10 protein-coding genes and 1 pseudogene are annotated in these 12538 nt (G+C 64.3%); 6 read left to right on the top strand and 5 right to left on the bottom strand.

The window, feature by feature from the left end; translation table 11 throughout:
• A pseudogene (locus tag U0S50_RS10430) lies at positions 1 to 92 on the top strand (integrase catalytic subunit); the annotation flags it as partial.
• Positions 93 to 123: 31 nt separating this feature from the next.
• On the opposite strand, the gene U0S50_RS10435 reads toward U0S50_RS10430, so the two are convergent.
• Entirely contained in the window at positions 124 to 672 is a 549-nt protein-coding gene (locus U0S50_RS10435) for an outer membrane protein (protein WP_322308725.1), read from the bottom strand.
• A gap of 251 nt (positions 673 to 923) precedes the next feature.
• Here U0S50_RS10435 and U0S50_RS10440 point away from each other — a divergent pair, with 251 nt between their 5' ends.
• Positions 924 to 1304, top strand: a complete 381-nt coding sequence (locus tag U0S50_RS10440; RefSeq protein WP_322308726.1) for a hypothetical protein — start codon at positions 924 to 926, stop codon at positions 1302 to 1304.
• Between the two features lie 15 nt (positions 1305 to 1319).
• Here U0S50_RS10440 and U0S50_RS10445 read toward each other — a convergent pair whose 3' ends face one another.
• Together U0S50_RS10445 and U0S50_RS10450 are read right to left on the bottom strand one after the other, a co-directional pair.
• Positions 1320 to 2855, bottom strand: a complete 1536-nt coding sequence (locus tag U0S50_RS10445; protein WP_322308727.1) for a D-aminoacylase — start codon at positions 2853 to 2855, stop codon at positions 1320 to 1322.
• Positions 2852 to 4480 (bottom strand): hypothetical protein, encoded by a 1629-nt coding sequence (locus U0S50_RS10450; protein ID WP_322308728.1) that lies wholly within the window; start codon positions 4478 to 4480, stop codon positions 2852 to 2854. Before U0S50_RS10450 ends, U0S50_RS10445 begins: the two co-directional genes overlap by 4 nt.
• A 301-nt stretch (positions 4481 to 4781) precedes the next feature.
• Here U0S50_RS10450 and dgcA point away from each other — a divergent pair, with 301 nt between their 5' ends.
• Genes dgcA through U0S50_RS10465 form a run of 3 tightly spaced genes read left to right on the top strand, consistent with a single transcriptional unit; the run spans position 4782 to position 7385 of the window.
• Positions 4782 to 5768: an N-acetyl-D-Glu racemase DgcA gene (gene dgcA / locus U0S50_RS10455; protein WP_322308729.1), complete on the top strand. Its 987-nt coding sequence runs from the start codon at positions 4782 to 4784 to the stop codon at positions 5766 to 5768.
• A 46-nt stretch (positions 5769 to 5814) separates the two neighbouring features.
• Entirely contained in the window at positions 5815 to 6816 is a 1002-nt protein-coding gene (dgcN, locus tag U0S50_RS10460) for an N-acetyltransferase DgcN (protein WP_322308730.1), read from the top strand.
• 59 nt (positions 6817 to 6875) lie between these two features.
• Positions 6876 to 7385, top strand: coding sequence for an Lrp/AsnC family transcriptional regulator (locus U0S50_RS10465; protein WP_322308731.1), 510 nt, complete (start codon positions 6876 to 6878; stop codon positions 7383 to 7385).
• A 43-nt stretch (positions 7386 to 7428) separates the two neighbouring features.
• On the opposite strand, the gene U0S50_RS10470 is transcribed toward U0S50_RS10465, so the two are convergent.
• Positions 7429 to 8892: a serine hydrolase domain-containing protein gene (locus U0S50_RS10470; RefSeq protein ID WP_322308732.1), complete on the bottom strand. Its 1464-nt coding sequence runs from the start codon at positions 8890 to 8892 to the stop codon at positions 7429 to 7431.
• Between the two features lie 300 nt (positions 8893 to 9192).
• Here U0S50_RS10470 and U0S50_RS10475 point away from each other — a divergent pair, with 300 nt between their 5' ends.
• Complete coding sequence (locus U0S50_RS10475; protein WP_322308733.1) at positions 9193 to 11439, top strand: TonB-dependent siderophore receptor; 2247 nt, start codon at positions 9193 to 9195, stop codon at positions 11437 to 11439.
• A gap of 91 nt (positions 11440 to 11530) precedes the next feature.
• Here the strand turns inward: U0S50_RS10475 and U0S50_RS10480 are convergent, their stop codons facing one another.
• Positions 11531 to 12514, bottom strand: a complete 984-nt coding sequence (locus U0S50_RS10480; protein WP_322308734.1) for a hypothetical protein — start codon at positions 12512 to 12514, stop codon at positions 11531 to 11533.
• Positions 12515 to 12538 lie beyond the last annotated feature (24 nt).

Consider the following 12538-nt stretch of genomic DNA (forward strand, 5'->3'; position numbering starts at 1 on the left):
CGCCGGAGGCCGTTCCATCGCCAGTGTCGCCCGCCGGTTCCGCTTCGCTCCACCTGCGGCCAACACTGGCGATGGACGCGTCAATGCACTAACAATCCCAGCGGACCACTCGGTGGGGGCCGGTCACGATTCATATTCGCCACGGATCGAGATCGACGGGCTGAGCGCGAATTCGACGCCTGCACCGTAAAGGAAACCGCTTTCCTTGATCTTCGTGTCGACGGCCTTCGCGCCGGCCGCGGTCGGCGTGGCGGTCAGGTCGAAACGCTGCCAGGCCCAACCGGCCTTGCCGAAGATCAGCACCGAGTTGCCGACGGCGTAGCCGAGGCGACCGGTGGCGTCGATGGTACGGCCCGGATTCACCTTGACGTTGGTGGCGCCGACCTTCTGCGTGAAGGTCTTGCCGCCGCCGCCGAGGCCGAGTTCGGCACCGATCACGATGTTGCTGTCGGTCTGGACGTCGTAACCGACGTAGCCGCGCCAGTCGAAGGACTTCTTGGCGAGGTCGAGCTTGGCGGTTTCGCCAGCGACCGGGCGATCGATGTCGTTGCTCGTGCGACCGAGCGAAGCGCCGATCTTGAAGCCGTCGAAGGCCTTTTCGTCATTGGATTGGGCGTGCGCGGCCTGAGCGGCGAAGAGCGCGAGCCCGCAAAGCAGGATTCTGGTTTTCATGGTATAACTCCACAGGACTTTCGACCCAGATCGGATCGACAAGAGGCCATCTGGCGGCGAAGCGTGGAGCTTTGGTGGATGGATTGCCGACACTGGGTCGAGCGAGAGCGATAACCGGAACCCACTGTTCCGATTGCATTTTCCTTTTTTCGTCCACCCAATTCGCCGACAGGCTGCACAGCTTCTCCACGCAAGGTGGGCATCGCGTGGTCACGTGCACGATCCCGTGCGTCCACAGCACAGAGAAACCGATGATCGCCCGCATTCAAGCCCTGATGGCCAACCATTATCTCTGTTGCATCACCCTCGCCGCCTTGACGCTGATCGCCGCCTTCCTGCTGATCCTTACCCTGTTGCTGCTGGCCGCAATCCGTGTTCTGCGCTGGATCGACGACAGCGCCCCGGCATGGACGCTGCCCTCCGCCGCCGCGATGGCGACGACGATCCTGCTGGTCATCATCGCCCGTATCCGTCGCACCCGCCGTACCGCTCGATATCAGCCCTTCGTGCTGGAACCCTCCGCGCCGGGCTCCCTTGAACAATTCACCCCCCTGGGCGACTGCCGCCGCCCGGCGGTCCGGTCCGGCCCGCAGGAACATCCCGACCGCGAATGCGACCGGGAATTCTCCTGACAATCCTGCCCGGCGCTATTTCACACCCTCGGCGCGCCGCAGGATCGCACCGGGACGCGCTTCGGTCGGTCGGCCATCGTCAAAGACAAGCACGCCATTGACCCACACCTTGCGCACGCCTTCGGACAGGCGCGAACGGTCGCGAACCGTGGCCCGGTCGATGATCGCCTGGCGGTCGAACAGCACCAGGTCGGCGGCCAGCCCCGCCGCGATACGCCCGCGGCCCGCCAATCCCATATGATCGGCGGCGAGCGAGGTCATTTTCTGGACCGCCTGCTCCAGCGACATCAGCTTCTGGTCGCGGACATAATGCCCCAGGATGCGGGGGTAGCTGCCATAACCGCGGGGATGGCCTTCCGGCGCGCCGTCGGTGCTGAAATTGCTGTGCGGCCATTGCATCAGCGTGCGCAGGTCGTTTTCGTCCATCGACCGGCCGATGATCAGTTCCAGATCGCCGGGATGCTGCACCTGCCAGTCCTTGGATTGTTTGAGCAGCGCGAGATAGGTGGCGGCGGGGGACTGCCCGCGCGCCTCCGCGATTTCGGCGATGGTCTTGCCCTCGACCGTGCGGTCGGCGGGAAACAGCGCGAGCGTCAGCCCGTCGGCGGGTGCCAGTTCGGCCAAAAGAAATTCGACCGCCTTCACGTCTTCGAAATTCCGGTCGGGAAGCAATACCTCCATGACCGAGGCCCAATATTGATACGGATAGACGTCGGCCGTGATCCGCACCCCTTCCGCCCGCGCCCGATCGAGTTTTGCCAGCAGGGCGGGGGCACTGCCCCACTTGCTCTTCATCGCGATCTTGAAATGCGAAATCTGAACCGGCATCCCGGTATCGCGTCCGATACGAATAATCTCGTCGATCGCCGGTTCAAGGTGCCGGTCCTCGCTGCGGATATGACTGATATAGCGGCCACCGAGCGAAGCCGCCGTGGCGGCAAGGTCGCGAACCTCGGCATAGTCGGAATGGATGCCGGGATCATATTCCAGCCCGGTCGAAAGGCCGAGGGCGCCATTTGCCATCTCGTCGCGCAGCGCGCGCTCCATCTTCGCCTTTTCGTCCGCATTCGCCGTACGGCGATAATCCTCCCCCATCACGGCGGCACGGATGCTGTTGTGCCCGGCATAGGATGCGATGTTCACCGCGACGGGGCGCGCACGAAGCCCGGCATGAAAGGTTGCGAGCGGATAGTTGGAAAAGCCGTCCTGCCCGACGATGATCGTCGTGATCCCCTGGCTTGTGGCGCCCAGCACATGGGGATGATTGTCGAAATCAAAGTCGTAATGGGCATGGGTGTCGATGAAGCCGGGGGCAAGGACCAGCCCTGCGGCCTCGATCACCTTTTCTCCCGGCCGCGCCTGAAGCGCGCCGACGGCGACGATCCGGTCGTCCTCGACCCGCACCGATCCGGTTTGACCCGCCGCGCCCGTCCCATCGATGATCAGCGCATCGCGGATCAGCCAGCTTTCGGCATGAGACGGCGCGGCGAACAGCATGGCCGTGGCCGCGCTTCCCGCCGCGAGCGCCCATTTTCGCAGGATCTGCATCATTTCTCCTTTTGTGTTGCTGCCGCCCGCGCGGGGGCATCCCCCGGATTGGCGGCGGGAATGGTTACGGGGTTGCGGCGGCGATGGCGGACACCCTCGCGCGCCGGCGCATCGAGCAACGGCGCCGTGCGCCCCTTCAGCCAGCGGTCGAAAAAGGCCACGGCATAATCGATCGAGACGCGGCGCCCTTCCAGGGTGGCCGACCGGCCGCGCAGCGTCAGCGCCAACGGCTGCGCGGCATAGCCAAGCATCGGCGCCATGAACGACATGTCGCTGAAATCCATGTGCCCCATATGGTCGATCTCGACGAAATGGACCGGCTGCGTCGCCGCCCCGAACACATATTCGGCGCCCAGCAAGCTGCTTCGGTCATCGCCTTCGCGCCACCCCGCGACCCACATGAAGGGAATGCGCGTATCCATCGCGGCCAACTGACCGCCCCAGATTTCGCCGTCGAAGTTCAGCCCCGCCTTGCAGCGCGCATCGACAAGGCAGAACTGCCCGGCGGTCGGGCCGCCAAGCGACATGCCGAACACGCCGACCCGCGACAAGTCGATGCGACCGGACAGCAGGTTGGACGGTCCTTCCGCCTGATGGCGTTCCAGCGTGTCGAGCACGAAGCCGATATCGGCGACCCGGTCGTCGATCGAACGCTCGAGAAAGGCTTCGCCGGCGGCACGCTGGCGGCGCAGGTCGAAATAGCGCTGCCGCCGCGCGGGTTCCTTCATCTCCGCCAGCCCGGCCATCGCCCCATGGCCTTCGATCGTCGCGGTTTCGATCCGGCGGGCCTCTGCCCTTGTCGTTCCCGCCTCATTCTGGCGCGTCTGGTCGTTCGACGCGAGCCGCCGCCCGTCGGGCAGCAGGGTCAGGTCGACTTCATGGCTGGGATTCACCGCGACCACGACATAGCCATGGCTGGCGATATCCGCGAGGAGTCCGGAGAAATAGTCGATATTGACGCCATAGCCCGGCGTGAAGAGCAGCAAGGGAAAGGCTTTGCCGCCTGGCGCCATCGGGACGCCCCGCGCGCCGGGCTTTTCGATCCGCCCGATCTCGTCGACGAACAAGGGGGCGAGCGGCGGGAACCAATAGGCGCCAGCGATCGCCCCTGCGACCTCCGGATGACTATAAGGCGCCTTGTTCGCAGCCAGTCCTGTCTGCCATTCGGCGCGCTCGCCGGGCGCGCGCGGCGGTGCCTCTGCCGGATACCAGACTTCGACCATCAACTCGCGGCGGTCGTCGGGATCCTGCGTCTGATATTCGGCGCGCGCGGTATCGCGCATCGGCCATATGAACGACCCGACCGCATAGGGTCCGGTGGTCGGTGGCGGCGGCGCAAAGCTCATCAGCGCGCTGGCCGCCCCGGCCAGTCCGCCGACGCCCAGCGCGGCGGCGGCCAGTGCCAGCCGCACGCTCCGTCGCTGCGGCACCGGGGCAAGATATCCCGCGGCGACGGCAAGCAGCGCCCACAGACCCACCGGCCACAACGCGCCGCGCAGCCCCTGCGACAGGACCGCGGTCAACAGCAGAAGCAACAGGGCCACCGCGAACCAGAAGCGCACCCGCCGACTGCGGACCCAGAAAATGGCGACGCCGCCCAACGACAGTGCCAGCGTGAAGAACAGCATCTTTCCTCTCCCCTCCGGGGCGGCCGCTCGCCGCTCATCCGGACGCGGCGAGCGGCCGCCCCCCACGCGATTCAAAATAGGCGGGCGCCGCAGAACATTTCTCCAAATTACGCGCCACTTTCCGGCGAAGCCTCTGCCCCGCCAGAGCGGAGCCGTGCCTTTTTCCCTTCGATGCCGAGGAAAATGCCGTCGCAGCCGTTTCGATTGGACGAAATGACTGCCGCGTGCCGAAAAATGCGAGATACAATCCAGCCGATTGGCATCAGTTTTCCCGCACCCGAAAAAGCAGGACATTTTGGACATGCAGATCGACATCGCCCGCGAAACGTGGCGGCTTCACAAACCCTTTCGCATCGCGCGCTGCGTAATCACCGAAAGCTATATCGTTCGCGTGACGCTGCGCGATGGAGGGGTCGAGGGCCAGGGCGAGGCCGAGGCGCACGAAAGCGATCTTGCCGAACTCGAATCCGTGGTCGCCGCGATCGAGGGGCACCGCGATGCGATCGCGGCGGGCGCGGACTGGGCGACCGCGCTGGCGTCGGTCAGCCATCCGCGCGCGCGCAATGCGCTCGACTGTGCCTGGTGGGATCTCAATGCCAAGCGCAGCGGCATTCCGGCGTGGAGAGCGGCGGGCCTCGCGCCGCCCACGCCTGTCGTCACCGCCTATACGATCTGCCTCGACGACATCGACGCGATGGCCGACCACGCGCGGCAGGTCCGTCATCGCAAATTGCTGAAGATCAAGCTCGGCAGTCCCGATGGCGACGTCGAACGGATGCGCGCCGTGCGCGCCGCCGCCCCCGATGCGACGCTGATTGTCGACGCCAACGAGGGCTGGTCCTTCGACCAGCTCGCCGCCTATGCGATGCCGCTTGCGGAACTGGGCGTCCAGCTCATCGAACAGCCGCTGCCCGCAGGCCGCGATGCCGTGCTCGCGGATTTTCGCTCGCCGGTGCCGCTGTGCGCCGACGAAAGCTGTCACGACCGGCGCGACCTGCCCCGGATCGCGGGACGCTATCGCTTCATCAATATCAAGCTCGACAAGGCCGGCGGCCTGACCGAATCGCTCGCTCTCGCCCGTGAAGCCCGCGAACTGGGGCTGGATATCATGGTCGGATGCATGGTCGGCACCTCGCTTGCCATGGCCCCCGCCACGCTGGTCGCCGGACTGGCGCGCTATGCCGATCTCGACGGTCCGCTGATGCTCGGCCACGATCGCCCGACGGCGCTGGCCTATGATGACGAAACCAGCCTGGTTTCGGCCCCCACCCCCGCCTTGTGGGGTTGATTCACCTCCCCCCTCCCTTTTTCCGACGCAGAGCAGGACAATATCGATGATCGCAGCCCCCTATCTCCTCTTCCTCGGCGCCGAGGATGACCGCCACAATATCAAGACGGCATCGGGTGTCGCCCGCTGGCGCCCGCAGGATTGCGTCGGGCAATTGCGGATGGACGGATGCACGCTCGACCTTGGCCTGCCCGACCTGACGCCCGAAGAGGCGGTGCGGCAGGGCGTGCGTACGCTGGTGATCGGCGTCGTCAATTTCGGGGGTGTGATCGACCCCCGGTGGGAAGAGCCGCTGGAGCGCGCCCTTGTCGCCGGGCTCGATATTGCCGCGGGCCTTCATGTCAGGCTGAACGACAATGATCGCCTGTCGCGCGCCGCCAGGGCCCACGGGCGGACCCTTCACGATATCCGCCAGCCCACCACGCCTTTTCCGGTCGGGTCGGGCCGCAAACGCAGCGGCCGGCGGTTGCTGACCGTGGGCACCGATTGCGCGGTCGGAAAAATGTACGCCTCGCTCGCCATCACGCGCGAGATGCAGGCGCGCGGCATCGATGCCGATTTCCGCGCCACCGGCCAGACCGGCATTTTCATCGCGGGGTCGGGTATCTGCGTCGATGCCGTCGTATCCGATTTCATATCGGGCGCCACCGAACAATTGTCGCCCGACGCCGCGCCCGACCATTGGGACATTGTCGAGGGCCAGGGGTCGCTGTTCCACCCCGCCTATGCCGGGGTCACGCTGGGCCTCGTCCACGGCAGCCAGCCCGACGCGATGGTGCTTTGCCACGATCTGGGGCGCACGACGATCGACGGCTATCCCGATTATCCGATCCGGCCGCTGACCGACGCCATCGAAACCTATCTTGCCGCGGCACGCCTTACCAACGGCGGCGCGCGCTTCGTCGGGGCCTGTTTCAACACATCGTCGATCGCGGACGAGGATGCCGCCCGCGCCGCGCTTGCCCGGGCGGCGCAGGAAACCGGCCTGCCCTGCTGCGATCCGGTGCGGACCGGCGTGGCCCCGATCGTTGATGCGTTGACCGGATAGGCGCCGCCTGTGTAGGTCCGCGGCCCGGCCTCAGATGCCTGGAACGAAAGGATAAAAGGGTGCGCAGACAACATCAGAAGCTGGCCCAGCTCGACCGGCTCGACCTCAAGATCATCACGGCCCTGCTGCGCGAGGGCCGGATCAGCAAAGTCCAGTTGTCCGAACAGGTCGGCCTGTCGGCGACCCCCTGCTGGGAGCGGATCAAGAAGCTGGAAAAGAGCGGCATTATCCGCGGCTATCACGCCGACATCGACCTGTCGCGGCTGGTCAACATATCCTATTTTCGCGTGGAAATCACGCTGAACAGCTATTCGATGGCGGCCGCCAACCGCTTTGAAAAGACGGTGAAGGCCATGCCCGAAGTCATCGAATGCGAGGCGGTGCTCGGCGGGCTCGACTATGTTCTCAAGATCGCGGCGACCAGCACCGAAAGCTATCGCGAGATCATGGAGAATCTGCTGGACGAGGAAGGGATGGATTTCGACTTTCGCACCTTTCCCATCACCAAGCCGGTGAAAAGCTTCAGCGACAGTTCGGTGATCGAACTGATCGAGACCATGGATATCTGAACAAGCACGGGCGGCGCCACCGCCGCCGCCCTGCCCGTCCCGATCAGTCGGCGACCCGCACGAAACGCACGGGGCCAACGCGGTCCATTTCCATTACAAAGGCGTCGACACGCTGGCCCGGCTTGTCGAAGCGCAGCTGGAACAGCGGCGAACCCAGCCGGTCTTCGCCGAGCTGGAACAACGGCAATCCCATCGCCCCGAAATCGAACGGCGTTCGGCGCGGTCCCGCCTCGAAAACCAGCGAATCGCCCTTGCGGCGGATCACATAATCCGCATCGATCTGTTCGCTGCGATAACGGCCGGCAAAGGCGTCGAGCAGCGCGCCGGCCGGCGGCGATGCGCCGTCGGGCAGGCGCATCTCTTCCTCGTCGGCCGGCGCGCGCGGCGCTTCGGTGAACGCCTTGGCAAGGAACAGGTCGGCGACGCTGTTGGCAAGCGACGCCGGATCGACCGCATCGACGTTGCACAGCACCGCCACGCCCAGACGCTGTTTGGGGAAATGCACGAGGTCGGCGACATAGCCCGCCCAGGCCCCACCATGGCGCACGACATCAAGCCCGCGGTAACGGGCAAGGCCAAGCCCACCGGCATAGACCGCCCCCGACGCCGTCGCGACCGGCTGGCCGTCGGGCAGATGCGCGACGCGCAGCATTTCGGCCTTTACCGCCGGGGTCCACACCCGCCCGCGGTCGAAATCGGCATCCCATTTCTGAAGGTCGCCAAGGGTCGTATAGACGGCACCGTCGCCGGGAACGGCAAAGTTGCTGCCGCCGACCGTCAACCCCTTTTCGGCATCGGCATGATAGGCATAGGCGCGCCGGGGCACGATCCGTCCGGCATCGTCATGCACATGGGTATTGTCCATGCCGAGCGGCTTGAAGATCCGTTCGTCGGAAAAGGCGGAGAAGCTCTGCCCCGACGCCCGCGCGACAATTTCGGCGAGCAGGACATAACCGGTGTTGCTGTAACTAAAGGCGGTGCCCGGCGCGAACATCAGCGCATCCTGCCGCGCCATCAGGTCCAGAATTTCCGGCATCGTCACGCCGTCCCGTTCATCCTGCCCGCGCAGGAACATCAGGTTCAGAAAATCAGGAATTCCGCTGCTGTGATGGATCAGGTGGCGGACCGTGATCTTGCTGCCATAGTCGCGCAATTCGGGAAGGAAGCGGCGAATATCGTCGTCGAGCGACAATTTGCCGTCCTGGGCCGCCAGGACCACGGCCATCACCGTGAACTGCTTGGACACCGACCCGATGTCGAAAACCGTCGCCTCGCTGATCGGCACGCCCAGTTCGACATTCGCCAGCCCGTAACCGCGCGCGATAAGCAGCTTGCCGTCGCGAAAGACGCCCGCGGCACATCCCGGACCATCGGCACCGATATCCGCGAAAATCGCGTCGAAACGCGCGGCGGTTTCGGCGGGCACCGCCGGAGCGGGCTGGGCGGCGACGGTGCTGGCGGCCGCAAGGGCGCTGCAACCGGCGGCAAGGAGCAATAGCGGCTTCATTGGATCTTCTCCCACAATTTCATAACCTTGCCGCCTAGGGGATTTCGGTCAGACAAAAGGACTGAATTTCGGCGCCGCCACCGAGGGATTCTCTGTCGCGCGCCGGACAGGCCGCAACATGCGCGCCGGATTCCTCCTGCAATCCGCGTCATTTCAGTCGGTCTTTCCATGACCCGCCCCCGAAACGCCCATTTCCTCTGTCCCCCTTCCCTAAAACTGCCGCCAGCCCGGGACCGACGACCGGGCGCCCCGCGCTGCTCCCGGTGGCGCGGGGCACAAATGGACAAAATGGGGAGAGACATGATGAAATCGGGCCAGCCTATCCGACGAGCGGCCGCCGCCCTGCTGGCGACAGCCAGCCTGTTGCCGGGAACCGCGGCCTTCGCCGCAGAGCAGGAACAGCGCGCTGCGGCCGAACCCGCTGCGGCCGAAGCGGACGCAACGAACGACCAGCCCGGCAGCGCCATCATCGTGCAGGGTCAGCGATTCTATTATGAAGAGGCCGGATCCGCGCTGAAAATTCCGCTGTCGATCAAGGACACGCCGCAAACGGTCGTCGCGATCACCGAGGACATGCTCGAATTTGCGAATGTTTCCGCGCTGCAGGACATTTACAAGCTCGATGCATCGGCCAGCGCGACCCACGCCACCGCCGATACCACCGTCAACTATTATCGCGGCTTTCGCCAACAGAGCAGCAACGGCGTCCGGATCGACGGGTTCCGCCTGAACATCGACACGCCGCTCGACTTTGCCCCCTTCGAGCGCATCGAACTGGTAAAGGGCGCGACATCGACGCTCTACGGCCAGAATTCGATCGCCGGGACGATGAACGTCATCTCCAAGGCGCCGCGCGCCGATTTCGGCGGCGAGTTGATGTTCGAGGCCGGGTCCTTCCGCCACTATCGCGGCGAGGTCGATCTTTATGGCCCGCTGACCAGCGACGGACGGCTGACCTTCCGCCTGGTCGGGGCCTATACCGACGAAGGCTCTCACCTGCGCTACGTTCATCAGCGGATCGGCGTGATCGCACCGATGCTGCGCTTCGAATTCACGCCCGACACGTCGGTCACGACCCGGATCAACTACCAGCATTATGACACGGTGCCCTTTTTCGGGCCCGGCCTGATCTATGACGGCGACGCGCTCGACGGGCTGATCAACGGCTTCGATCCCGACAAGCTGAAACGCCCCGACCTGCCCCGAAACTTCTTCAACGGCACCGACGCCGACAAGTCGCTGATGAAGAATTTCACCTGGCAGACCACCTTTGAACATCGTTTCGCCAACGACTGGCAATTGCGCGCCAATGCGCAATATGTCGCGGGAAGCGCACGGTGGGAAAGCATTTTCAGCGGCTTCGCGGGTGCCGACTATGTGCCCATCTACAATCGCCAGTCCAAGAACCGCACGAGCAACAAGCTGTACGGCGGCGAGGTCAATATTTTTGGCGACGTCCATTTTCTGGGCGGCAAGCACACGCTCTTCTTCGGCGCCGACTATTCACGGATCCGCTTTCCGATCCTTGCCGCCCACGCCGAGATCGAGCGGCTCAGCATGCGCGACCCCAACTATGTCACCGGAGTGCCCCGGCGACCGGACATGAAGGATTTCGACACCTTCTATCAAAGGCTGCTTTTTCAGGAAGATTTCGGCCTGACCGCGCAGGCGATGCTGCGGCCGCTGAAGGGGCTGACACTGACGCTTGGCGCGCGCTATTCGCGCGATCGGATCAGCGATTCGGTGCGCACCGATACCATCGACCTGATCGACGATCATGTCGCCGCGCCCTTCCGGAAATCCTCGCTCACCACGGGCAAGATGACCTTCCAGGCCGGCGCGACCTATGCGCTGACACCCGGCACCAACCTCTACGCCAGCTATGGTCAGACCTACGAACCCAAGACCGAACGGCAGAGCATCGACAAATATATCGATCCAGAGGAAGGCCGCGCTTACGAACTGGGGCTAAAGGGCAATCTGGCGCGCAAGCTGTCCTATTCCATCGCGCTCTATTACATGACCCGTTCGAACATCGCGCAGTCGCGCTTCGACACCGACTTTTTCGACCCCATCGGCACCCAGCGCAGCCAGGGCGTCGAATTCTCGCTCCAGGGCACGGTGATCGACGGCTGGGAAGCCTATGTTTCGGTATCGGCGCTCGACGCCGCATTCATCGACGGCACCTTCAAGGGCCTTCGCCCCGAAGGCGCTCCGAAACTCGGCGTGTCGGCCTTTACCAGTTACGAGTTCCGCGACGGACCGTTAAAGGGTTTTGGCTTCGGGGCCGGGGTCGTGCACAAAAGTGCGTATCGCACCTTCTTTTCCGAAACCGACGCGGCCGGGCGCCCACTGCCCTATCGCATGCCCGCCAATACCGAAGTCGACCTGCGCGCCTTCTATGCCGCGGGCGACTGGAACATGTCGGTATCGGTCACCAACCTGTTCAACACGCGCTATCACGCGCTGTCGCACAACGGCTTTGCGTTCGGCTTCAACGTCAATCCGGGCCGCGCCGCGATCGTCCGCGTCGCCCGCTCCTTCTAGGACGGCAGCGGCCGCGCCGGCCGCATGACAAAAGTGCGGCGCCGCAAATCGCGGCGCCGCACTCCCCCTCTCCCCAAAGCGGAAACGGTTGTCAGGGCTGCTCACCAGGGAAAAGGAGCAGCCAGTCCGCTTCTGCCTGGATACGGGCGAAGAAACCCCAGCTATCGACGCTGATCGAACGCTTCAGCCACGGGCGGGCCTTTTCGGCGTCGCCGCGCAGAATATAATAGTTGGCAAGGCTATAGGCCGTCGAAGCCGCCACCCCGTCGGCGGTGGCAAAGGCGCGGCCGCTGTCCTTGTCGCTGAAAAAGCTGTCGGCGGCGCGGTTGCCCTTGAACAGCTGCAACCCGTCGAAATAGGTGTCCGATCCGCCTTCCGGGTGAAGGTCGAAAAGGGTCAGATCATAATCGTCGAGGATTTTCTGGGCCTCGCGAAGACGGCCGCCGCGCGCCAGCGACAGATATTCCCAATATCCGTTGGCCGTCCGCGAATCCTTGTCATGCGTAAAGGCGGCGGCATCGGCCGACTTGCCGAACCATTTCGCCGCATTGTCGAAATCATGCTTGGCGAAATAGGCCTGGCCCAGGTGATAATATAGATAATATTGAACGACGTCGGGGTCGCCGGGGAAATAGTCGGGGCCTGGTTTTTCGCGTTCGAGCGGCTGGCCTTCGTAGAGTTTTGCCGCCTTCAGCCCCAGTTCGATCGACTTGTCGAATTCGCGCAGCGAAAAATGGCGGTGCGCCCGGTGCCGCAGCAATTTGGCCGAATTGGGAAAGCGTTTCAGCGCCTGGTCGTAAACCGCCGCCGATTCCTTCGAATAGCCCTGATAGAAAAGGATGCGGCCATACCAGGTCGCGTTATCGGCCGTCATGTTCGCATCGAAGGCGGCCTTGGCGTCGCGGGCGGCGCGCTGCAGCGTTTCCGTCGCGGCGATATTCGCATTGCGATCGACGGTCGTGATCATCGGCTTGCCGAGCAGCGACGTGCCCTGCAGGCTTTCCTGCGCCGACGCCGGTACGGCGGCCAGCAACAGGCCGGCGGTCATCAGCAATTTCAGTTTCCGGGGGACCATGCCTCTCTCCTTTTTGGGTGTCAT

The sequence above is a fragment of the Sphingopyxis sp. genome (assembly GCF_034380315.1).
Classification (GTDB): domain Bacteria; phylum Pseudomonadota; class Alphaproteobacteria; order Sphingomonadales; family Sphingomonadaceae; genus Sphingopyxis.

Coding starts and splice junctions, on each gene's coding strand:
- U0S50_RS10435 (WP_322308725.1), bottom strand. CDS start 672: ATGAAAACCAGAATCCTGCTTTGCGGGCTCGCGCTCTTCGCCGCTCAG.
- U0S50_RS10440 (WP_322308726.1), top strand. CDS start 924: ATGATCGCCCGCATTCAAGCCCTGATGGCCAACCATTATCTCTGTTGC.
- U0S50_RS10445 (WP_322308727.1), bottom strand. CDS start 2,855: ATGATGCAGATCCTGCGAAAATGGGCGCTCGCGGCGGGAAGCGCGGCC.
- U0S50_RS10450 (WP_322308728.1), bottom strand. CDS start 4,480: ATGCTGTTCTTCACGCTGGCACTGTCGTTGGGCGGCGTCGCCATTTTC.
- dgcA (WP_322308729.1), top strand. CDS start 4,782: ATGCAGATCGACATCGCCCGCGAAACGTGGCGGCTTCACAAACCCTTT.
- dgcN (WP_322308730.1), top strand. CDS start 5,815: ATGATCGCAGCCCCCTATCTCCTCTTCCTCGGCGCCGAGGATGACCGC.
- U0S50_RS10470 (WP_322308732.1), bottom strand. CDS start 8,892: ATGAAGCCGCTATTGCTCCTTGCCGCCGGTTGCAGCGCCCTTGCGGCC.
- U0S50_RS10475 (WP_322308733.1), top strand. CDS start 9,193: ATGATGAAATCGGGCCAGCCTATCCGACGAGCGGCCGCCGCCCTGCTG.
- U0S50_RS10480 (WP_322308734.1), bottom strand. CDS start 12,514: ATGGTCCCCCGGAAACTGAAATTGCTGATGACCGCCGGCCTGTTGCTG.